This window comes from Mucilaginibacter sp. AK015, assembly GCF_014200785.1.
In the GTDB taxonomy this organism is placed as follows: domain Bacteria; phylum Bacteroidota; class Bacteroidia; order Sphingobacteriales; family Sphingobacteriaceae; genus Mucilaginibacter.
This window is the reverse complement of sequence record NZ_JACHCV010000001.1, coordinates 1,361,998-1,382,397: the sequence shown is the minus strand read 5'-3', so window position 1 is coordinate 1,382,397 and position 20,400 is coordinate 1,361,998. Positions and strand designations below refer to the sequence as shown.

Below are 20,400 nucleotides of genomic sequence, written 5' to 3'. Positions count from 1 at the left end.
AATTATAGATTTAGTCCTTTACATTTCTTCTTTTTGAATTTGTTCAGCGCGGCCAGGTCTTCGCGTTCGGCAGCGAACAACACATCAAATAGCCCGTCGCCTGAGGTTGCCTGACCAAATTCGTGACCTTGGAGTGCATCTTGAATTCCCGGTTTGGATTTTACCGGGTCTGGTAATAATTGCGCGCTGAGCTGGTTAGCGCTATAAGCTTTACCCAGATCGCTGCCATTAAATACCGCCTTATTTTTTTGGTCGATAAAGGTCACGCCATAGATGCGCCCTTCGTCATTTTGGCGCAGGATACATTGAATGTCCTTTTCATGCAATGCTTTTTGAAAGTCCCGTTTGGTTAGCGGCCTGATTAATATGCCATCCAATATTTTTATAAGCTGATCTTTAAACGGCTTACGCAGTTGCACATTCAGCTGGAATTTTTCCTCCAGTGTTCTTAGTGTAGGTTTACCATAGATCGTGCTGGCTTTGATCGGCACACCGATCTTATTTCCATGTTTATCCAATATCCAGTAAACCAGCCCTTCGCGGGCATACATGCGCGAATCTTTGGAACCCCGGTCAGCCTGGATATGATATTGGCCGAGAACGGCGTTCAATTCCGGCACGCTGGTGAATTTATAGGCCCGCAAAACATAACCTAAGATATTGGTAATAGCGCGTTTGGTTTCGGCCTTACCGTATTCGGCTGCCGAAACGTAGGCTTTCAAATCCGGCTTTTGTTGGGCTTGTTCCTCCGCTTTAACGAGACCATACTTGATCTCAATAGCCTTTCGGGTTTTTTCTGATTCGCTTTGCCCCAGGTAGTGCAGGCTGATGCGCTGGCCATCCCGTTTGATATTAGTGGTCACGATATGGCAATGCGGGTGCCCGGCATCCTCGTGGCGGTAAACTAAATAAGGCTGGGTAGCAAAGCCGACACCCACCAAGTAATCTTTCACAATTGCGTTTAGCTTTTCATTGGCCAGATCTTCGCCGTTCGGAAAATTCAGCGAAATATGTACTGTGTTGGTTTTAGCACGCTGGTTCATCGAAGCCAGATCAGTCAGCCGGAACAGCTTATCATTGAAAGACAATTGCTCTTTGTCTTTTGGATATTTTGCAGCTGCTATCAATACTGCTTTTCCCTGCTTTACTTTATTCTCGTTGTAATTGAGCGCGCCGATCAGGCTTTTGCCGCTCTTAATTTTTGCGACCATATGTCCGCGTATTGGTTCATCCGTTCTTTAATTTGATTGATGGCGGGTTCGAGTTTGGTGTTAATTACACCCAGCAAATTCATCCATAACCGGGTATCGGCATTACCGTGAGCACTGTTGATACCGCGCATCGCCTGGTTGAGGTTATTGCCGATGGCATTTAATTCCTGCCGCAGCAGGATCATTTCCTCCAGCACATCATCCATCGCTTTATCGCGATAAAAGACGGTTACCGGCTTTTCCAGCAGGACGCTGCGCATGTATTCACTTAACTTGCGAAAGGGTGTCTTTTTGAACCGATTTTCGAGCAATTGATATTCCTCCGGTTTAAAGCGGAGGTTCTTCCATTGTATCCGTTTATCTTCCTGTGTAGCCATTGTTATTATCTTTAAAAATCCGACTCCGGAGGATTTTTACCTGGACCCGCAGCCGCCCGGGCGCGGAGGGCAAGATTCAATTGTGACACAATTGTACATCTTGCTAACTGCTGCGAAGCGGGCAGTTTAATCCTGCTATTAGTGTTTAATCGGCCTTTTTTGTTGTTTGTTGTCTGCTTTGCAGATAGAGTTCAAGTGCCTGGATATTGATGTCCTTCAAAGATTCATCATACTCCAGTCCGAATGTTTTGAGGCGCTTTAAAAGGCCCTTGGGTATCCGGTTGTTGAACTGTACTTCGGGCTCGTTTGGAACAGGTGCTGCCTTAACAGGGATCACTTCTTGAATGGGGGTAGCGGGCCTTTCCTGTTTGAGTTTGTCTGCCAACCCACCCAGCTTTTTTTTATAATCTTCCATTTGCTATTTTGATAGTTTGTTAGCAGTCATTGCTAGTTTGATAGTTTCCTATCATGCGGCGCTAGTTTGATAACTTGCTACGATTGTAGTTTGCGATTTTGCTAGCTTCCTATAGAAATAAAAAGCTAGCGGGATACCTCGGCGCTAATTCGTTCCACGACTTCTTCGGTCAACGCCATGAGCTCTTCTTTGGCTTTTTTATCCGGACCTTTTAGGATGCCTCCGGTGATCGATGAGCGGGCAATGCTCACCCGGTCATGCACCTTGGTTTTTAGTAATGGCGTATCCATGCTTTTGATCAGATCGGCAACATCCTCTGTCAGGCCGGTCCGCGGCTTGACCATATTCATTACGATGCCGGCTTTAAGCTGGGGCGCTTTAGCCTGTGCCTCTTTGATCAGTGCCAGCGTAGAACGGATGGCCATCACATCGAAGAAACCAGCTTTGGTCGGTATTAGGATAAAATCCGAATGTAGAAATAGTTCCGGCAGTTTACTGGACAAATACGGCGGGGTATCGACGATGATGAGATCATAGTCCAATTTTTCAATGTCTGTTATTTTATCAGCGCCAATGACAGCCAGTTCCGGGAAGTCTTCCCGGATATGATATAGACTCCCTTGTAAGTCAGTGTCCACAAGGGCTACTGACAGTTGATCCTGGAAACATAGCGCCAGGTTGATCGCTAAGGTGCTTTTGCCTACGCCACCCTTTTGGTGGGCGATGGTGATAATCTTTGCCATAATTTTGAAGGTTAATAAATTAAATTTTCCCGCTGCCTTTTGCGGAGCTTCTGTTCCTGTTCGTAGTTGAAGATCCATTCCCCGGCGAGTAACTTCCAGTTCCGGTAGGGAGTTCCTTTAGGACTGCTCCAATTCGCTTTTTCATAGTATTTGTAGAATACATCTGCTTGCGCGGTCATATTTTTTTGATCAAAGTATATTTCGACCAGGCGTTTTTGCGGCGGCATCTCTGTGCCGAACCCTTTTTGCAGAATCAATTCGGGTTTCCTGCGCTCGACAGGCACCCGTTTGGCTTTACGTTTGGGTGTTTGAAATAACATAGGATTTAGAAAAAATGGCCGGACGCTGGCTGACAGGCCCGGCCGGTTCAACATCAGGCGCTTTTGTTGGTAGACATCATAAAGGTGATGTCTTCGTAATCGTAATAGATAGAGCCGCCAATTTTAGTAAAAGGCAATACGCCGCTGTCCCGAAGGGATTGCAGGAAGCCATGTGAAATGCCCAGCAGCTTTTTGACTTCAGCTGATTTCAACCATTTTTTACCAGGCATGCCGCTGGCACATTCTTTAATGATGCGTTTAACTTCCTGGAGCATATCATTTTTGAAGTCCTCCAGGTCACCGAGGGTTAATATCTGGTTCCGCGTCGGGACCATGCCCATTCTAGATCGTTGTTCCAATGTCTTGTCCATAACTTTAATTTTTAAGGACTTCAAAATTCGGAACCCTGTAAATCAGAAAATGACAACTTTGGGATAGGTGGCGTTATTTTGAGGTGGAAAAGGAATGAGATAAACTGAAATAAACCCAAAAATAAATTCCGAGATAGTGTCGCGGAATTTATTAGGTTAATTGCTATGATGCTATAATGATACTTTGCTATCATACTAACTTGATAGCAATTTGAGGCCGGTGTTATTTTGGGAATAGCGGATAATATCTGTTAAAAGCCTCCTGGCGGACTTTAAAGTGGTCGGCCAATTTCCGGATCACTTCTTTGGACAATCCTTTTTTATAATTTAAAATATCGGAAACGTAACCTTTGCTTACGCCCAGTAATTCCACCAGGTGGTGTTGTTTTAAATGGTGATCGGACATAAAGGAACGGAGCAAAATGATAGGATCGCTATCGGCAAAAGTATCATGGGAAGCGTCATAGCTCTCAATCAACAGGGTTAACAGGTCGATCTCATCCTGCACCGCCGCATCAACCTTTAAAGCTAAGAGCTGTTCAAGGCTTTCGCAATATTGGATATACTGTCCTTCGTCTTTGATTACCTTGTATTTCATTTACCAAAAATAACAAAAGTTCACTAAATGAGAACATTCCGTAATCATTGAAAAGTTATTTAAATGTGCGTGGTGGTATCAACGGATCTATCACCGTCCCCGGCACAGTCTGCGCGATAAGAGCAGGGAACATTTTTATTTGGGCATTATAAAAAAAAGGCTGGAAAAACTCCAGCCTCTTCTATATACTTTATCGACCATTATTTCTTGTCGCTTTCAGGTAAAGTTAACTTACTTACGATCGCTTTGGCTTGCGCTGCTTTTTTTACAAAAAAAGGATCATTGGCATGGCTCTTCATGTTTTTTACGACAGTAGCCCCGCCGCTGTAGCTGGTATTGGTATCTGTTTTATTAACTGCTGACATAATTACTCCTTACTTATATTCAATAATAACATTTTATTTTCTCTTAACCAAAAAAGCATCATAGTTAATGTTCTTCTGAAACTGATAAGAGTTATTCCCGATAATGCCATAGATATTAAAATCTATGCTAATTTCATCAAGCAACCTGTTGATACCCATTTGATATAATCTCGTTCTTGCAGGTGTACTACCCGTAGCTATAATGAATTGATTCCCATAATGTTTACAAAAGTCAATAACGGTGTTCGCCACCGTCGCCAAAACAATGTCCCTGTCATCGTTATTCGTTGTTATAGAATCAATGATATCGCCAGTTTCCGGGTCCTGGTCTCCAAATGCAAGATTATAAATAACAGGTGATTCCTGTATTTTTTGAAACCTGACTATCTTTTTTATCACGCCTTTCGGTCCATCACTAAAGAACTCATATTCCCTAAAATCAGTGGTCGTTGTATTATAATGTGGTAAATTCATCGCTATCAATGATTTTTTTATAAGAAAATAGCGACTCTATAATCAGCACACTGACTTGTGCTGCTCGCGGCCCTTTTAAAACGCTGGACAGCATAAACAGCCCGCCATTGGTAAAAGCTAATGGCGGCAGTAGTTTGGTAGCGGAAAGGCCGGGGGATATTTGTTCCGCGATCGGCTTCCATTCATCAGGTGTCAGCCAAAACATAAAATCGTCCGGAAAACGCCTGGAATGTTTGGTTACCGCTTTATGTAAAACAGCGATATTCACTTCATATATTGCGGCCGCATCAAAGTCGAATACCACGGTTTGGTTACGAACTTTGAATACTTTGCCGGTTAACAGTTCTATTAATTTATCTGGTGTTGCCATGATATTTGTTTAATTAATTATTGTTTAAATAGCATTGCCCAACATTGCGCAAACAGTGTCTGCGCAATTCAAATGGGATCAACTTACTCGCTTTAAAACCGGTTTTCTTGACGCTTTGCGCTTAGGTGCTTCCGGTTCGAGTTTTTCCCGCAATACGTGCATATCCTCACTGATCTTTTTAAGTAATACCCTGGCATAGATTTGTGTGGTGGCGATCTTGGTATGGCCCATCATTTTACTCACCGTTTCGATGGGCACGTTATTGGCCAGCGTGATGGTGGTTGCGAACGTATGCCGGGCAACGCCAAAGGTTAACTTCTTTTTAATGCCTACGATCTTGGCGATCTCTTTTAAATAAACATTAACCTTTTGATTGGTGATGGTCGGGAATATTTTATTTAAAGTGACTGATCTTGGATTATCCTTGTATTTATTCATGATCGTCAGGGCCGGGCTGAGCAGCGGGAGGTTAGTCGCCTCGTTGCTTTTTTGCCGGAACAATTTGAGCCACTTTTCACCGTCCTCACCGCGGACAACATTGTTTTCACTTAAGTTCATCAAGTCGACAAATGACAGGCCGGTATAACAGGCGAACAGGAAATAGTCGCGGATCGCACTAAGCGTTTCAGAAGCAATATCATAGTTTTCCAGGGCCTTCAATTCGTTTGCAGACAAAAAGGCGGTCTCTACTTTTTTATAGCGGAATTTGTAATTTTTAAAGGGGTCTTTACTGATCCATTGTAACTTGAATGCCAGCGTGGTCATTTTACGAAGACGAATCAGGTGCTTCATCACACCGTTGTTATTCAACGGTTGAAAATGATCTGCGGGCTTGTGGTTACGCAGGAAAGTTTCGAAGTCAACAATGAATTTGTAGTCGATATCCTTGATGCGGTAATCGGTGGTCTTGTACCTGGCTTTTAAGAATTTTTCCAGGTAGCGGCGGGTCACGGCATAATGTTTAAGGGTGCTCCAGGTCAAGGCTGCCGAAGCGGTCTCCTGGTGGTAATCCATCAGGGTACTTAAATTGTACGTCTCTTCGGTATCTTCTCCGAGGAAACAAGCTTTGAGCAGCTGCGGGGTGATCTCTTTGCCATCCAGTTGCAATTGCTGATAGTAACTGGTGATGGTGAATTTAACCTGCTCTAAATAGCTGTTGGTTTCTTTAGCTTCGGGAACTTTCACTTTAAGGCCGCCGTGGCCTTTGTCCCATTGTTCGATGTTCACCTTTTTCTTCAGGGCGAAGATCACTTTCTCTTTGTTAATGGTAATAACTGCGTATACGCAGGCTATGCCATCTTTCACTTTGTCTTTTTTTACGGTGAAGTGCACACCAAATGACTGCGATGTTCTCATCTTTTAACAGTTTTTTAAGTGAGTAAAACGATTAATAAATCCCCCGAACCTTCGGTTTAGGGGTTTTTTAAGATGAAAAAAGGTGCAGATTTCTGATCTTTTTGAGTATTTTTAAGTCCTTAATTAACGGACTTAAAATCCTGTAAAACAGCCAATTAACTCTTAAAAAACCCCCAAACCTAAAAATTAAATTTGGGGTGGCGTTTTGGTGTCAGAAATGGTGTATTTTAAAGGACTGAAAAGGATTTGAATAAAATAAAAAACCCCGTAAATCATTGATTTACAGGGTTATCTCGATTTGAAAGTTTGGATAAAACTCTCGTTTCGTGCGCCCACCTGGGCTAATCCTATATGTTTATTAGTCGTTGACTATCAATACTTTGCGAGGTAAAACTACAGCGTTGTCCGCCGTTTTGTCCGTTTAGCTCTCCAGCTACACAAATATACCCAAATGGATCTGAAAATACTAAAAATCAGACAAAAAATCACCCCCATTTTTAGTGGGTTCCAGGTTCGAGCCCGACAAGGCGCATGCGCAAATATGCTTTGGTTAATTTTAATATAGTCAAGCGTCCGTGACCTTCAAGTTCCAGGCCTGGTGAAACCGGGGCATTACTTAGCTGAAGTCCGGAAATGTAGCAAACGACAGAAGATTGTTACCACGGCACTTCACCGTCGTCATTAAAAAACTTAGCGGTCACGCGTTCGTCCGTCTCATTCGCCAGCTTAACGATGGGCCAGGCGCCTTGCTCAGGTGTCTTGGCACCCTGGAACTGGTTCAGATCGGTTGCCGTATAGCCGGGCGTAACGCTGTTAACGCGGATGCCGTCGGACCGGAGTTCGTTGGCCAGCATCACGGTGAAGGCGTTAACCGCTGTCTTGGAAGCCCCATAAGCATTGTACTTATCGCGGTTCAGGTTCCTGCCGGATGCCGTGCGCAGCGTAATAGAGCCGACCTCGCTGGAGACATTGATGATATGCGCTGCTTCCGATCTTCTCAGCAAGGGCAAAAACTCGCGTGTGGTCTGTACCGTACCGAAAAAGTTGGTGTCAAAGATGAGACGAAGGTTCTTTACCGAGCCATTGACAAAATCCTGCGGCATGTCGCCAGCGATACCCGCGTTGTTGATCAGCACGTCCAGCGCCTCAATGCGCTGCTCCAATTGCTCCCGTGCCTGTTTTACTGCATTACTGTCGGCAATATCGATGACCAGTGATTCCACGCTGTTATGACCTTGCGCTCGTAATTTGGCGACAGCCTCATCCCCGTTAGTTTTATTCCGGCTGCCAATAAAAATGCGGTGTCCTTGCCCCGCCAGTTGTCTGGCAGTCTCCAGGCCGATGCCTTTATTAGCACCGGTAATCAGTATGTTTTTCATATTGTCGATTTACGTTGTTATTACCTTATTCCCAAAAGCCTTTTACCCTGATTTGCCTAAAACCATTGGCGCGCAGTTCCTGCCGCAGGCTGGAAACCAAACTATTCCCGCCCGTGATATAGAACCTGGAATGTTGCTCGCAAAAAGGTTGTTTTGCCAGCCATTCCACAAGCTGCTGTTGATCACGAAGGTTGGCCAACTGCACACCAAAATAATCCCGCAGCAATTCTGCCTGCGCCGGATTATTCAGGATGAGCGCGCCGTCAAAGCGACTCTGCGGCAAGGTCAACTGCCGCAGGGCCAGCAGGTGTGCCAGACTACTGCTGTCGCCGATGCCTACAACGAGGTCGGTCGGGTGCGGGCTTTGACGGGTAAAGTCTATCTTTAAATACTGCACCGTATCCTGCACCATCAATTGTTTGGCCCAATCACTGCCTGCTCCATGATGCCCGGTGTCAATCAGTAGCGAGCAGGTCGATGTATCAGCGTCCCAGCCAAAAGGGGTATAATCGCGGTAGGTAAACGGCCCAACCCGGAATTTGATATAGGGTACATCCTGCCATTGGCGCATATCAGCCTCAGGGAGATGCAGGTCGATCTCGGTCATGCCTGCTCCGGCCCAGTGCCGCACATCCAGCACGCTGCCGCTGTGCAACAGCCGGTCGCTCAGTAAGCTTGCGGCCTTTTTGAAAGGGTTGAATGTCGTTGTTTCCATACCACAAAGGAACGGTGACCTACGTTGATTATCAAGACAGCCATCGGGGCATTGATTGGACTATTCGCGGTAAGCCGCCCGGAAAGCCAATGGCGTTTGCCCAACTTGTTCTTTGAACAGGCGCGAAAAATAGGTATGGTCCGCATAACCAAGCTCGAATGCGATCTCCTTGACCGTGCTGTTGGTATAGTATAATAATCGTTTAGCCTCCAGCATCAACTCCTGGATGATCCAGTGGCTGACGGGCAGGCCGGTAGTTGCCTTCAGCGCCTCGTTCAAATAAGCTGTAGAAACATTCAGCAATCCGGCATAGGCCGAAGGACTTTTCAGCGTTTTGTGTTTTTCGGTCAGCAGCGCCTTGAACGCCTGGGTAAGCTGGGTTTTACGGTTCGGGGCGATGCCGGTACTTTCCGCACGCTGGTACAGGGCCGCCACCATACCGGTAAACACCTGTATAAAGCTGTACAGGATGGGGTGATAGAAAGGCTCCGCTGCCTGTTCCTGGTAATGCCGGTAGAGCGGTTCCAGCACTTGTTGGAAGCGCTGCTGTTCGGTCTCATTGAGACTAACCGGCTGTTGTAGCGCCAGCCGCTCTTCGAAGACCTGTCGCTGTGCAGCACTAAGCAGGCTGGTATCTATTGCCAGGTACCAGCCATAGGCCATTTCGGCATTAATGCGATGGTGCACCTGTCCCGGTAAGATAAAATAGATCTCACCGGGGGTTAAGGGTACGACATGGAAGTCGATCATCAGCTCCGCGTTACCGGATTCGACCAGGAAAAAGATGTAATGGTCATCCCGGTGCGCCCCCAGCGGTTCATCTTCTTCGTAGCTGTCGCCCGGCTCGAAATGGTCGATCTCTACGCCGGAATCGGCGCGATCATACAGTTGGTGCCAGGGAATATCGTTCATCATCAGATCAGTTAAATGCCCGCCGGAATGCCAAAGGTGACGATTGGGTCTCACGTTTGAAAAACTTACTGAAAGATTGCGGATGGCCGAATCCCAGGCCATAGGCGATCTCGGCTATAGACAATTCCGGCTTGCTAAGTTGTACTTTAGCCCTTTCGATCACCTGTTGATGGATATGTTGCTGCGCGCTTAATCCCGTAACACTGCGCAACAGACTGCTCAGGTACTTAGGAGAAAGATGCAATTGTTCAGCCAGGTACCCAACCGTCGGCAGGCCTTTATGAATGAGGTCGTCCTGGTTAAAATATTCAGTAAGCAACCGCTCCAGTTTTTCCAGTACCTGATGACTGGTTTTCTTCCGGGTCAGGAATTGGCGGTTATAAAAACGCTCGCAGTAATTCAGCAAGGTTTCGATCTGCGAAATGATGATCTGCTGGCTGTAAGCGTCCAGGTTGCCCTGGTATTCTGAACGGATATTTTCCAGGATAGCTTCCAGTGTCTGTTCCTCTTTTTGCGAAACAAATAAGGCTTCATTAATGGCATACTCAAAATACCCGTAACGTTTAATAGCATTTGCCAAAGCCGTATTCCAGAAAAAATCAGGATGGATCAGCAACATCCAGCCTGACCTTTCCAGTAGCGGGTTGGGTTCACGATCGATACGAAAGACCTGACCGGGGCCGATAAAGAACATTACGCCTTCATCGAAATCATACGATTGCTGCCCGTATTTGATCTTTCCACACAGGTTTCTTTTAAGGGAAATGAAATAAAAGTCAAAGCGCCAGCTCCGCTCGCGCAGTTCCGGTAAGATATCCACTTTGGCATAATCGACCACGCTGATCAAGGGATGCGCAGGTGGTTCCAGCCGCCGTGTGCGGTGAAATTCACTGAGTGTCCTGATGTGTTCGATCTTGTTCATCCTTGTTCCGAACGGTAAACTTCGGCAAATTCTTTGGCAAAATCCGCTAATTTTACTTTTCCGAGCACAGGGCGGTGCGCTGCATAGTCCTCGTAAAGGTTGCCGCTGCCCTGGCTGGCTTGCAGTTCTACGAAACCACGGGCGACCTGGGGATTGAAACCTATCTTCAGCCAGTTATTCAATAGCTCTTCATCAGGTATCACGGTCCATTGCAGGTCCGGTTGACCGATCGCGTGGCCCAGCGCGGCGGCCACTTCATTAGGCGATACTTCATCGCTGGCCACATAGCGCACGGCCCGGCCGTTAAAAGGCAGGTCTACTTCCTCCGCGATCACCTCAGCAATGTCCACCGGTGACACCCAGGGTTCTTTCTGGTCGCCGCCATAATTGGAAATGATCTTACCGTGTTTTTTGATCGAAGGGATAAACGAAAAGAGATTGAGGTAAAAACCGACCGGACGGATAAACTTGATGGCGATATCCGCTGGTAATTGCCGCAAGAGCTGCTCCACCTCGTAGTGAAACAACAGGATGCCATTACCCTTATCCATATGCGCGCCGATGCTGCTTAAATGAATGACCTTCTTCACGCCGCTAAGCTGCACGGCCGTTTGATAGTTCCGGCCGATGGCCGTGATGCCGGCAATAAAGTCAACATCGGGGTCGAACATATCGCCCACCGATTCCATCGTCTCCATCAGATAGACCAGGTCGGCTCCTTTAAAAGTTTCAGTCAAAAAATTAACATCCTGCATCTTGCCGATCGCTGCTTGGGCACCCATAGCTTCAATGTCAGAACGGCGTTCAGGATTACTGCTGATGATGGTCAGCTCATGTCCACGTGCAATAAGCTGCGGCGCAAGTAGTTTTCCAATGTTGCCTAAAGAACCTGTTAAGATAATTTTCATAGTTGTTCAATTTTGTTGATGCAAAAATGAGTAGGATGGCTTTTTAAAAATTAGCCGAATAACAGGAACACGTAGCCCAAAGGACGAAATGCAGATACCTTAATGACGCAGTTAGTCCTCTCGGAGATCCTTTCCAGGGTGTTCAGGAATTTCCGAGCTTCGCAGCAACACTGGATTCCGGCCGCTGATGCCAAGTTATTATGTCGCCTGTGATCTTGATAATTTGTAACGATAGCCAATTAAAAGACGCTTCAACTAATTCCGTCAGCAGAGATGCCGAATATTCCTTCCGGCAATTACTGACAAAAGCGCGCCCTGTTTTCCCAACAGGGCGCGAAAATGGGCTACGCAAAGCGTAGCCGCCGGTCAATTTAGGATTGCGCCCGAAGCTGGAGCAGCTTTTGGTAAATATCTTCCCAATAGGCTCGGCGCTGTTTGGCCAAGTCGATCAGGTCAGGGTTAAAGTGTTCAAAATGCCGGTAATCATCAGCTTGCATGATGGCCAATTGCAGATCATCTACCTCCAACTCAACCCCATTCAAATCGGTTATTTTCATCATGTTAAAATTTAAGATGGTCAAACCCTGCGATAGCGAGTAAAAACAAGCCTGCTAAACCGCAGAGGTTGGCAATAATCAATAAAAGTGTTTCTCCGAAAGTGGTGGCTACCGCCTTGCGGTAGGTGCTGAAATGTTGCAGTCCACCAATTCCCCTGCGGTTAAACCTGCGTTTACCCACCCAGTAGCGGATAAACAGGCAGATAGCGAGTAAGCCTATTCCGCAGGGGATGATATCATTTTGGTGCGCTTTCATTTTAACCGAAGAACAGGTCAACAGCGGGTTTGAATTTCGGGTCGGTGTTTCGCCCCAAGGCGACATATTGCGTTAAAGCGTGTGCGGTAAAGATGGCTACATAACCACCGAATAATTGGTCGGAAAAAACCGCCGAACTTTTGTACAGGTCTTTGGAATATTTGGCCATCACCCGCTGTACTTCCCCGGCCAGTTCAAACCAAAAATCCACCCCGAACATTTGGCCTTTTGGGCCATTGGCGGTGGCAAGCCCGACAATCAGCAATTCGCTGATAACCGCGGTTTGGACACCGACCTGCCGGAAGCGCAATTTAAGGACAAAGAAAAAATGGATAAAATGGCTGTTTACCAGGCGGCGCAGCATGATTCTACCCAGGACGGCGTAAGCCCGGCGTTCCTGAGGTCCATGGGCCTTGGCAAAGATTCCGTAGCTACGCCGGACGACCAATCCCAAAAGATACAAGCCAAACTGGCGCAGTTAAACAGGCAGCTCAACCAACCGCAGGAGACACGGCAGCCGGTAACTTATGACGAGCCCGATCCGCAACAGGTTAAACAGCTGAAAAAAATGATGCGCAATATGAATGCTGGCGCAAACCAGCCCGACCCGGAAATGCAGCAGCTAAATAAGATGCTAGATAAGATACAGGCCATTCAAAATCCCGGGTCGGTACAACCTAAAACAGAAACAACCGAACCTGCCAAACCGTTCCGCGCCATCCCGGCCATTATCGACGGCAAGCAAAAAGTGAAGGATGGCGGCGCGGTCAAGTTAAAACTGACCGATACCGTAACGCTAAAAAATCAATTGCTGGCTAAAGGGCAGGAACTCTACGGCGTCTGTCAGGTCACCAACCAACGTTTATTGTTGACCATCCAGAACATCCGGCTCGCCAACCAGATCATCCCCGTCAGCCTCACGGTATTCAGTTTAGATGGCATGCCCGGCATCCCGGCGCCCGAAGCGGAACTGAGCGGTGCAGCCGGCAGTGGCGCCGACAATGCCCTGCAAAGCATGCAGTTCCTCAGCATGGACCAAAGCCTCGGCGCGCAAGCCGCAGCCGGCGGGATCAATGCGGCCAAAGGGCTGTTCAGCAAGAAGATCAAAAAGATCAAAGTGAAATTACAGAACGAGTACCCCGTACTCTTAAAGATCAATCGTTAAATAAAAACAAGTCGTATGAACACACAAAATTTAAGTTACCTGCAAAAACAGTTGCTGAACCTGGGGTTCGGTGAAGGGATGAACGCGGACCTGGAAAAAAAGCTTCAGGCAGCACCGAAAGAATTTACGCTGCAAACCACCCAGGAGTACAACAAACAGCCTGTTGATTATACCCTGCATTACAAAGCCGGTGACAAGGACGAAATGTATTTCTTCAACAAGTATGACGCCAGCCTGCAAGGGAAGGACATGGCCCAAACTTTTTACCTCAATAAAGGCAGCGGCATCACCGCCAAAGAAGCTTACAATTTGATGGAAGGGCGTGCGGTGCACAAACAGTTAGAAAACCTCGAAGGGGAAAAGTATAACGCCTGGATCGTGATCGATAAGGAAAACAAGGCCGAGAACGGCAACTTCAAACTGCGCCCCTTTACCGATGGCTGGAACTACAAACCTGAGCGCGCCATCGATAAACTGGACATTGTTGGCATCAACGAAGCAGGTGCGCGTGAAAAGCTGATGAAGTCTTTAGAAAAAGGCAACCGCCACCAAGTTACCGCCATGAAGGATGGCAAAGAAGTTAAGCTGTTCCTGGAAGCCAACCCGGCCGAACACCGCGTGAATTTAACCAATTGGAAGGGCGAAGCCCAGCAACTGGAACACTACAAAAAGCCCGAAGTTAAACAGCAAAATGCGCAGCAACAGGAGGATGCGCCGGCAAAAAAGCAGCGCAAAGGCGCTAAAATGAAAGTATAATTGATTAAATTTACCGCAAACGCGGGCATCGCCCGCATTGTGATAAGGTTTAGGTTGAAAGTCCCCGGCAGCGAGTGTTTTGGGGACTTTTATTATTTTTGCCGGCCTATGAACGACCTGAAAGCCCAAATCAAACGACTGCATACTCAAGGGGTGGCCTTGCTGAACGCCATGCGTGACGAACAGTTCCCGGCTCAGATGGAAACCCATTTTACGCAGGTCCTGAAAAAGGATTACCAGGAATTCAAGAAAAGTTTACCGCAATTCAAGGCAGCTTACCAGCCTTGGTATAGTGAAGCTTTAGCGGTCGTGAAAGTGCTATTACCCTTACGGTATACAGACTTTGTGCGTTTGTATGAGAAACCCAAAAATCGTAAAGAGATCACTAAAGACAATTATGTGATCGAAGACTACCTGAACGATACGGTCATCACCACCGGTTTTGACAAAAAGGTCGTTGCCGGCCCGGACGCTGCTATTCCCGCCTTTGAGCAGCAATTCCAGCTCCTGTGTGCGATCCTGCAGACCCTGGACAGCTCATTGCTGGACATTCGCCGGGAGATCCAGTCTACACTGCTCGATGCCGAACTTGAAAAAGCTGCGCTGCTGGCGAAGCATAAACATTACCGTGCCGCCGGTGCCATTGCCGGGCTGACACTCGAAAAGCACCTGGAACAAGTTTGCGCACGGCACCAGCTAAAGATCAGCCGCCGGGGCATCGCCGACCTGAACGATGCGCTCAAGAAACAGGAGCTGATCGACTTTCCCGCTTATCGCCATATCGGTCTGCTCGGTGAACTGTACCAGCTTTGCGTGACGGGCAAGAAACGGGAACCCGAGCCCGCCGAAGTAGCGGATCTGATCAACGGGGTGGACAAGGTCATTAAGACCGTGTTCTAGCCAAGGCTTCCAGCTTCTCAGCGATCGTCCTTAATAAACCAGCATCTGCGTCGCCGCTGCCCAATACACGGTATCGGCCTTCTTCATCCGGCTCGAACACGTAAGGCACATCAGCAATGGATACGGCGATCCGGTACGTGTAACCATAACGCTGGAAAGCCGCCGGGAACGCCAGCGGCTTATTTTGATAGGTGATCTCCAGGATAAACGGTTCGTTCATGGTACTTTCAGTTGGTCTAAACTGGTTACAATGATCTCCGGCTTCCCTTTATAATCGATCACTTGACCGCTAATGGAAATGGTCTTGCCTTCCAGGGCGGCAGCTGCTGCCTTCGCTTCACCTTTGAAGGCCAGTGTCAGGAGCTGGTTGGGATAAGGGGCTCCCATATTAGCCAGCACCATGCTACCAATGTCTTTCACACTATAGATCTTACCTTGTACCGTAACGTTCTTGCCGATCGCATTCCCGACGTCTTCCAGTTTGACCAGGCTACCGCCAGCCGAAGGTACCGTCATTACCGGCGCGGTTTCGTTACCCAACAGCTTATTCAATTCACCCGCTAAACGAATACCCGCCTGATCGATCCGCTTCCGGATCACCGGAATATATTTTTGGTAATAAGCCTCGTCGATCTTTTGACCCGGTTTAATACCCGCATATAATTCACTACTGATCTGATAACTTTCCCAGATCCATTCCAAGGGGCTGTCACTTTGCCACTTTTTGATCTCTGCAGCTGTAGCCAAATCGTAATCCTTCGCCATATCCGCGCTGCTTTCATGGTCGATCAGCTTACTATCCCATAAGCTATGCAGGTTCGTTCCCTTATCATCAAAACGCAGCTGGATCGTATTACCGCCTTTGTCTGCCTTACGGCTGATATGCATCGGCTGATGCGCATCACCCACCAGATGGATCAGGTATTTCAGCGCTTCCTTTTTTTGCTCGGCGCTTAAGCTTTTGTCCTTCAGCTGCGCCTCAGCTTTTAAAATTGCCGTATAGACATTCCCGTCGCTCTGCGAAACAAGCTGCACGAACTGCTCATGGTTCAAACCCAAGGGCAGGTTCAAAAAATGCCAGGGTGCCGTCCGCGGGTTCCGGTTTTCATCTGCCCAAGTACTCACCTCGGCCATACTTTCCCCACCCAAATAAGCCGAAACCACATAAGCGGTATTACTCATCAAATGCTTTTGGGCAATGGTCGCCACTGCCCGGTGGCCTTTAAAACCCCAGGAAATCAAACATAAAGCACCGCTCAGGGCCAGCGCACTCATTAAGTATTTTTTCATTGATTAAATCTGATCTGTGCCAGGTAAGGCACCAATAAATGATTGGAAGTAAACGCCCGGAAGTCCGAGATCTTATTCGTCAAAGGATCATAAAAGACCTCTACATAAAAGCTGCCGAGCGAATACAGCTGTATCCGCAAACCGGCATCCTCGCGGTCGGCGAGAAACGTACCGTGCCAGACAGCTTCCGCCTTTTGGGTCTCGTTGAGTACATGGAACTCGTACAGCGTCATCCGCCAAAAATAAGCATTACCAGCGTAGGAAAACCGCTTGCCGAAAACTACCCGGCGTAAAAAATGTTAACTTCTTATTAAAGAGAGCTATGCGTGTATGGGATTAGAAAGATTTAGAGAAGCTCAGGAGCGGGACTTTGAGACCGCTTATCAGGAAATTCAAAGCGGACGAAAGCGCAGCCACTGGATGTGGTATATTTTCCCGCAGCTCGCCGGGCTCGGCATGACGGAAACGTCGCGCCACTATGCGATCAAGGATATACAAGAAGCGACCGCTTACCTGTTGGACCAGACGCTTGGCAGCCGCCTGGTGAAGATCTGCGAAGAACTGCTGAAGCTGGAAACTAGTAACGCGAATGAAGTTTTCGGCTCGCCGGACGACCTGAAGCTCAGGTCCTCCATGACCCTGTTCGACGCGGTTCCGGCGACCTTTCCGGTTTTCAGCCGGGTGTTGGATAAATTTTACCAGGGCAAAAGAGATGAACGGACACTAAGCCTTTTAAAAGATGGAAGAGCATAAACCAAAAGCCGGGGCCAGCGATCATCTGGCCAATGAGCGGACCTTCCTGGCCTGGATCAGGACAAGTATCGCCCTGATGGGCTTTGGCTTTGTGGTCGTCAAGTTCTCCTTGTTTGTCCGCCAGCTTTCCCTGGCGGTAGGCGCTAAAGTGATCACACCGGCTCATGGCTTTTCGGGGATTATCGGTATGGCGCTTGTCGCCGTTGGCGCGCTGACCGCGATGATCGGTTATTTACGGTATAAGCGTATCGAAAAGCAATTGCTGGACCAGGCCTTTTACCCGCAGTCCCGCTTGCTGCTTGTGCTGACCGCCGGCGTCATCGGCGCCAGCCTGCTTTTGTTGTATTATTTGTTACCCAATTTGTAGTCCTATGAAAGACCCGAAAAATTATCAAAAGCTGGGTATAACCCTTGTGCTATCCTTTATCCTGATGTACGCGATCATGTTCCTGAATGTCAACGAGCCGGATCATGTCTATATCAATATGACGCGGGCTTATATGACCCTGCTGATGATCTGCGCGATGGCGGTTTTGATGATCCTGCGTATGCCTATGATGTACGACAACAATGACGATCATCGCAGTGAGTATTATGCTCTTTGCCGGCGCTTTCATCGGTGTGCACCGGCAGGTTGGCATCAGCGATGTGCAGTATATGAAAGGTATGATTCCGCACCATTCGATCGCGATCATGACGAGCGAGAACGCCCACATCACTGATCCCCGCGTACGTAAGCTGGCCGATGGTATCATCGCTGCCCAGGAAAGGAGATCAAAGAAATGAAGGCGCTGATCGATAGTTTACAGCAAAAATAATGAACTGAGGGCGAGGACTTTCATTCTATTATTTCAACAAAATGCATTCGGCTCGCCGCTAATACTTTTGTTGCGAATGTTGATCTCTGACAACGGGCCTTACCGTAAGGCTTCCGTCAGTTGCTGATATAAACCGTCGCCTTCTCCGGGGCGTTCCGCCGATTTCACCACGATCTTACCCGACCGGTCAGCGATCAGGTAATGCGGATAGGCCCAGTCTTTTTCGGCGATACCCAAAGCGTTCCACAACATGCCGATCTCATCTGCGCTTTTGCGTACGTGCTCACCAACCACATTGTTCACAAAGATAAAGTCGCGCCATTTTTCATCATCCCGGTCCTCATCCTGTGCCACATATAAAAACACCACATCTTTACCTTCCAGCCGCTTTTTAAGCGACGGTTCATAGGCCATATCCTCGATACAATGCGGGCACCAGGTACCCCATAGATCAATAAATACCACTTTGCCTTTATAGGGCGCCAACAGCGACTCCACCGAGTTTACCTGCCGATAATCCGGCCGGATCCGGATATTTAAATTGGCGGCATACTTGTCCCGCGCTTTTTTCAGCGGTGCATACATCGCTACCGCCTGCGCCACCAAGTTACTGTCCCTGGTGTTCCGCTGAATGAATTGCAGCAGCCAGCCGCTGTCCTGCAGCCGGCCCGACATCGAAGCACCAAACAGCGCATTGTTCAGCCACTTTTCCCAGGCATAGCCCGGCAGCAATGCTTTCAGACGGGTGCTAAACACCAGCATTTCGTTACCTTTTTCGATAACCTCCTTTTTGAGCGCTTCGAAGCGAAGTCCTGTCGCCTTAAAAAATACGCTGTCTGCATGCCGCTTATCCGGATCGCTTTGGTAAGTATAAATCAACTTCCATACACGCAGCCGGAACAGCCGCTCCAGGTAAAGGTTGGCCGCCGGGCTTAAGGCCAGCTCAGCAGCGGAAGGTACCGGAAAATGAGCCTGCAAGGTGTCAATAAAGCGCAGGTGGAAGTCCCTGCGGTTCTTTCCCTGGTTGAGCCAGTAGACCAGATCGCCCGTCATGCCGCAGGCATAATAGCAGTTGACCTCTGATAAGATCGTTTGCGTAACGGTTTTCGGTAAGCCGGCATGCCTAACAACCTTGCGTGTAGAATCCAGGCTTTTTAAGATCAAGGGAAGCTTGTATCGTAAGAACGAATCGACCGAAGCAGTCGCATAAGAGGGCTGATGCGCCAGTTCCTTGACAAAAGTCAAATGCTGCACACTTTCCAATCCCAGCTTAGCGATCAATTGATTCTCTCTAGCAGCCGTGCCGGAGAACGATATATCGCCTTGCCTCAAACTTAATTGCAGCGGTCTCCCCGGGCTCAACAAGACCCATTTCCGATTGGCTTCGTCGCCGATCCAAACCCATTTCGGTGAGGTACCTATGAGGTACTTTTTAAAATGTCCGGCACCATCTGCCTGAAGCAAAACGGCCTGCTTTTTCCAGTAATTGCCATCGTAAGTTTCGTTCAGTTCAACAGTGGTGCCTCTTTTAGTGGTGCCGGTCAGGGTCAAGCGCTGCGCGAAAACCGTTTGCGCGAACAGGCAACCCATCAATGGGATAAGTATTCTCATAAGGAAGATTTTAGTAGCCGCAACGGCGGGCCAGATAGTAAATAATTCAGCGCGATCAGCAAAAACGCCACGTAAATGAGACGGGATGCGAGCAGCAGCGCTTCATTGCTAAAGCCCGGTAAGGCACCGATAAGAACCGTCGCCATCCCACCTAATACGGCACCCAGCACAAAGAAGAGCCAGGATGTTTTCCGGTAACGTTCTGCCGCCCGCTTAACCTGTTGCTCTTGCTGAACACGCAGCATCATGCGTTCTTCGAAGTCGCTGAACGGCAATTGAAGCCTGCTCAGGGCCATCAGCTCTTTTAACTTTTGTTCATTCATGTTTCATCATTTTATTGATCACGCCCAGCATGTTCTTGCTGGCGCGATGAAGGATCACTTTAATATTGGCTTCGGTCCAACCCGTAATTTCGCTGACCGATCTGATGGACTCCTCTTCCAGGTAGAATAGCCGCAGCACCACCGCCTCCCGGTCGGGCAGTCGTTTAAGCGCTTCGTTGATTAGCAAGGTCTTTTCCTCCAATGATTTGGAATCCAGCAAATCCTCGTCCGCGAGCTCCTCGTCATAATCCCTGCAGAACTCCAGAAAGTCCTTTTGCTGCCGCTTCCTTCGCAAAAAAGCTTCGTTGAGCACAATGCGGTAGAACCAGGTCTTAAAACTCGAGTGATTGGAGAAAGACGCCAGTGCGCCAAAGGACTTCATAAAAGCATCCTGAACCGCCTCTTCGGCGGCAAACTCGTCTTTTAAGACAGACATGGCCAGGGAAAAAGCCATATCCTGGTATTTCCGCAGGAAATAGCGGAAAGCTTCCGTGTCACCTTCCAGTATTTTGCCTATGTAGACCTCGTCCATTTA

31 protein-coding genes are annotated in these 20,400 nt (G+C 48.0%); 7 read left to right on the top strand and 24 right to left on the bottom strand.

Features of this window, described 5'->3' with window-relative positions; translation table 11 throughout:
• Nucleotides 1–2 precede the first annotated feature (2 nt).
• The 19 genes from HDC91_RS06120 to HDC91_RS06030 form a co-directional block, all read right to left on the bottom strand.
• Complete coding sequence (locus HDC91_RS06120) at nucleotides 3–1,211, bottom strand: relaxase/mobilization nuclease domain-containing protein (RefSeq protein ID WP_183549349.1); 1,209 nt, start codon at nucleotides 1,209–1,211, stop codon at nucleotides 3–5.
• Nucleotides 1,178–1,588, bottom strand: a complete 411-nt coding sequence (locus HDC91_RS06115) for a hypothetical protein (protein ID WP_183549335.1) — start codon at nucleotides 1,586–1,588, stop codon at nucleotides 1,178–1,180. Before HDC91_RS06115 ends, HDC91_RS06120 begins: the two co-directional genes overlap by 34 nt.
• A 145-nt stretch (nucleotides 1,589–1,733) precedes the next feature.
• On the bottom strand, nucleotides 1,734–2,003 hold the full coding sequence (locus HDC91_RS06110) for a hypothetical protein (RefSeq protein WP_183549332.1): 270 nt from the start codon (nucleotides 2,001–2,003) through the stop codon (nucleotides 1,734–1,736).
• A 125-nt stretch (nucleotides 2,004–2,128) separates the two neighbouring features.
• Nucleotides 2,129–2,746, bottom strand: a complete 618-nt coding sequence (locus tag HDC91_RS06105) for a ParA family protein (protein ID WP_183549329.1) — start codon at nucleotides 2,744–2,746, stop codon at nucleotides 2,129–2,131.
• A gap of 11 nt (nucleotides 2,747–2,757) precedes the next feature.
• Nucleotides 2,758–3,066 (bottom strand): hypothetical protein, encoded by a 309-nt coding sequence (locus tag HDC91_RS06100; RefSeq protein WP_183549326.1) that lies wholly within the window; start codon nucleotides 3,064–3,066, stop codon nucleotides 2,758–2,760.
• 53 nt (nucleotides 3,067–3,119) lie between these two features.
• Nucleotides 3,120–3,401 carry a helix-turn-helix domain-containing protein gene (locus HDC91_RS06095; protein WP_183549323.1) on the bottom strand — a complete coding sequence of 94 codons (282 nt, stop codon included), beginning with the start codon at nucleotides 3,399–3,401 and terminating at the stop codon, nucleotides 3,120–3,122.
• Nucleotides 3,402–3,660: 259 nt separating this feature from the next.
• A complete protein-coding gene (locus HDC91_RS06090) occupies nucleotides 3,661–4,035 on the bottom strand; it encodes a type II toxin-antitoxin system HigA family antitoxin (protein ID WP_183549321.1) in 375 nt (124 codons plus the stop codon).
• 200 nt (nucleotides 4,036–4,235) lie between these two features.
• Entirely contained in the window at nucleotides 4,236–4,400 is a 165-nt protein-coding gene (locus HDC91_RS06085) for a hypothetical protein (protein ID WP_183549319.1), read from the bottom strand.
• Between the two features lie 33 nt (nucleotides 4,401–4,433).
• A complete protein-coding gene (locus tag HDC91_RS06080) occupies nucleotides 4,434–4,874 on the bottom strand; it encodes a hypothetical protein (RefSeq protein ID WP_183549317.1) in 441 nt (146 codons plus the stop codon).
• On the bottom strand, nucleotides 4,855–5,244 hold the full coding sequence (locus tag HDC91_RS06075; RefSeq protein WP_183549314.1) for an ORF6N domain-containing protein: 390 nt from the start codon (nucleotides 5,242–5,244) through the stop codon (nucleotides 4,855–4,857). Before HDC91_RS06075 ends, HDC91_RS06080 begins: the two co-directional genes overlap by 20 nt.
• 78 nt (nucleotides 5,245–5,322) lie before the next feature.
• Nucleotides 5,323–6,600, bottom strand: a complete 1,278-nt coding sequence (locus HDC91_RS06070) for a site-specific integrase (protein ID WP_183549310.1) — start codon at nucleotides 6,598–6,600, stop codon at nucleotides 5,323–5,325.
• A gap of 656 nt (nucleotides 6,601–7,256) precedes the next feature.
• Nucleotides 7,257–7,979 (bottom strand): SDR family oxidoreductase, encoded by a 723-nt coding sequence (locus HDC91_RS06065; RefSeq protein WP_183549306.1) that lies wholly within the window; start codon nucleotides 7,977–7,979, stop codon nucleotides 7,257–7,259.
• Nucleotides 7,980–8,004: 25 nt separating this feature from the next.
• Entirely contained in the window at nucleotides 8,005–8,694 is a 690-nt protein-coding gene (locus HDC91_RS06060) for a hypothetical protein (RefSeq protein WP_183549303.1), read from the bottom strand.
• Nucleotides 8,695–8,754: 60 nt separating this feature from the next.
• Nucleotides 8,755–9,609, bottom strand: a complete 855-nt coding sequence (locus HDC91_RS06055) for an AraC family transcriptional regulator (RefSeq protein ID WP_183549300.1) — start codon at nucleotides 9,607–9,609, stop codon at nucleotides 8,755–8,757.
• 4 nt (nucleotides 9,610–9,613) lie between these two features.
• The gene (locus tag HDC91_RS06050) at nucleotides 9,614–10,528 is read right to left on the bottom strand and encodes an AraC family transcriptional regulator (protein WP_183549297.1); all 915 of its coding nucleotides are present in this window, start codon (nucleotides 10,526–10,528) and stop codon (nucleotides 9,614–9,616) included.
• Nucleotides 10,525–11,436, bottom strand: coding sequence for an NAD(P)H-binding protein (locus HDC91_RS06045; protein ID WP_183549294.1), 912 nt, complete (start codon nucleotides 11,434–11,436; stop codon nucleotides 10,525–10,527). Before HDC91_RS06045 ends, HDC91_RS06050 begins: the two co-directional genes overlap by 4 nt.
• A gap of 371 nt (nucleotides 11,437–11,807) precedes the next feature.
• Nucleotides 11,808–11,996, bottom strand: coding sequence for a hypothetical protein (locus tag HDC91_RS06040; RefSeq protein WP_183549291.1), 189 nt, complete (start codon nucleotides 11,994–11,996; stop codon nucleotides 11,808–11,810).
• Between the two features lies 1 nt (nucleotide 11,997).
• The gene (locus HDC91_RS06035; RefSeq protein ID WP_183549288.1) at nucleotides 11,998–12,249 is read right to left on the bottom strand and encodes a hypothetical protein; all 252 of its coding nucleotides are present in this window, start codon (nucleotides 12,247–12,249) and stop codon (nucleotides 11,998–12,000) included.
• 1 nt (nucleotide 12,250) lies between these two features.
• Entirely contained in the window at nucleotides 12,251–12,613 is a 363-nt protein-coding gene (locus HDC91_RS06030; protein WP_183549285.1) for a hypothetical protein, read from the bottom strand.
• On the opposite strand from HDC91_RS06030, the gene traM reads away from it, so the two are divergent.
• From traM to HDC91_RS06015, 3 genes are all read left to right on the top strand, one after another.
• Nucleotides 12,587–13,414, top strand: coding sequence for a conjugative transposon protein TraM (gene traM / locus HDC91_RS06025; RefSeq protein WP_183549282.1), 828 nt, complete (start codon nucleotides 12,587–12,589; stop codon nucleotides 13,412–13,414). The two genes, HDC91_RS06030 and traM, sit on opposite strands and share 27 nt — an antisense overlap.
• 15 nt (nucleotides 13,415–13,429) lie before the next feature.
• On the top strand, nucleotides 13,430–14,170 hold the full coding sequence (locus HDC91_RS06020; protein WP_183549280.1) for a hypothetical protein: 741 nt from the start codon (nucleotides 13,430–13,432) through the stop codon (nucleotides 14,168–14,170).
• Nucleotides 14,171–14,278: 108 nt separating this feature from the next.
• Entirely contained in the window at nucleotides 14,279–15,070 is a 792-nt protein-coding gene (locus tag HDC91_RS06015) for a hypothetical protein (protein ID WP_221262117.1), read from the top strand.
• On the opposite strand, the gene HDC91_RS06010 is transcribed toward HDC91_RS06015, so the two are convergent.
• Both HDC91_RS06010 and HDC91_RS06005 read right to left on the bottom strand, forming a co-directional pair.
• Nucleotides 15,054–15,290 carry a hypothetical protein gene (locus tag HDC91_RS06010; RefSeq protein WP_183549278.1) on the bottom strand — a complete coding sequence of 79 codons (237 nt, stop codon included), beginning with the start codon at nucleotides 15,288–15,290 and terminating at the stop codon, nucleotides 15,054–15,056. The two genes, HDC91_RS06015 and HDC91_RS06010, sit on opposite strands and share 17 nt — an antisense overlap.
• Nucleotides 15,287–16,360, bottom strand: coding sequence for a S1/P1 nuclease (locus HDC91_RS06005; protein ID WP_183549276.1), 1,074 nt, complete (start codon nucleotides 16,358–16,360; stop codon nucleotides 15,287–15,289). The genes HDC91_RS06010 and HDC91_RS06005 overlap by 4 nt, the downstream gene beginning before the upstream one ends.
• Before the next feature lie 38 nt (nucleotides 16,361–16,398).
• On the opposite strand from HDC91_RS06005, the gene HDC91_RS06000 reads away from it, so the two are divergent.
• From HDC91_RS06000 to HDC91_RS19965, 4 genes are all read left to right on the top strand, one after another.
• Entirely contained in the window at nucleotides 16,399–16,653 is a 255-nt protein-coding gene (locus HDC91_RS06000) for a hypothetical protein (RefSeq protein WP_183549274.1), read from the top strand.
• A 37-nt stretch (nucleotides 16,654–16,690) separates the two neighbouring features.
• Nucleotides 16,691–17,113, top strand: a complete 423-nt coding sequence (locus HDC91_RS05995) for a DUF1810 domain-containing protein (protein WP_183549272.1) — start codon at nucleotides 16,691–16,693, stop codon at nucleotides 17,111–17,113.
• Complete coding sequence (locus tag HDC91_RS05990; RefSeq protein ID WP_183549271.1) at nucleotides 17,100–17,480, top strand: YidH family protein; 381 nt, start codon at nucleotides 17,100–17,102, stop codon at nucleotides 17,478–17,480. Before HDC91_RS05995 ends, HDC91_RS05990 begins: the two co-directional genes overlap by 14 nt.
• Before the next feature lie 227 nt (nucleotides 17,481–17,707).
• Complete coding sequence (locus tag HDC91_RS19965; protein ID WP_255476687.1) at nucleotides 17,708–17,899, top strand: DUF305 domain-containing protein; 192 nt, start codon at nucleotides 17,708–17,710, stop codon at nucleotides 17,897–17,899.
• A 131-nt stretch (nucleotides 17,900–18,030) separates the two neighbouring features.
• Here HDC91_RS19965 and HDC91_RS05980 read toward each other — a convergent pair whose 3' ends face one another.
• The 3 genes from HDC91_RS05980 to HDC91_RS05970 are packed head-to-tail and all read right to left on the bottom strand — an operon-like array spanning nucleotide 18,031 to nucleotide 20,397.
• A complete protein-coding gene (locus HDC91_RS05980; protein ID WP_183549270.1) occupies nucleotides 18,031–19,542 on the bottom strand; it encodes a TlpA disulfide reductase family protein in 1,512 nt (503 codons plus the stop codon).
• Nucleotides 19,539–19,865: a hypothetical protein gene (locus HDC91_RS05975; protein ID WP_183549269.1), complete on the bottom strand. Its 327-nt coding sequence runs from the start codon at nucleotides 19,863–19,865 to the stop codon at nucleotides 19,539–19,541. Before HDC91_RS05975 ends, HDC91_RS05980 begins: the two co-directional genes overlap by 4 nt.
• Nucleotides 19,858–20,397: an RNA polymerase sigma factor gene (locus HDC91_RS05970; protein WP_183549267.1), complete on the bottom strand. Its 540-nt coding sequence runs from the start codon at nucleotides 20,395–20,397 to the stop codon at nucleotides 19,858–19,860. Before HDC91_RS05970 ends, HDC91_RS05975 begins: the two co-directional genes overlap by 8 nt.
• Nucleotides 20,398–20,400 lie beyond the last annotated feature (3 nt).